We start from the raw sequence: 271 nt of genomic DNA, 5'->3' as shown, positions 1-271 counted from the left end.
AAATCTCGACGTAGAGCCTCAGTTGCTTCTGCATCTAATTGCAGAGTATCACTGTCGATAACTACCCCATACTCTTTAGCTGCTGAAGAGATTGATACAATACCTTCTATGACATCACGCAATACCGCTTCAGTCTTGCGCTCATAAGAGCTACCGAAACCACCGCCACCAGGATTGGTATTACGCGCCCGCTCTCCAGCATTGATTTCAATCACGGTATTATGAAGATGTAAATCAACTTTACCGTTCTCACGGAACACTTCTAACTTTC

At 44.3% G+C, this 271-nt stretch carries 1 protein-coding gene; it reads right to left on the bottom strand.

The genetic code is table 11. The annotated features are described in order from the left end of the window. The coding region (locus tag AAEY93_RS20630; RefSeq protein WP_502959573.1) for a hypothetical protein at positions 1-271 on the bottom strand (271 nt) is incomplete at both ends.

It is taken from the genome of Shewanella sp. CAL98-MNA-CIBAN-0140 (assembly GCF_040309905.1).
In the GTDB taxonomy this organism is placed as follows: Bacteria; Pseudomonadota; Gammaproteobacteria; order Enterobacterales; family Shewanellaceae; genus Shewanella; species Shewanella psychromarinicola.
This window is presented reverse-complemented; position numbering and strand designations above follow the sequence as displayed.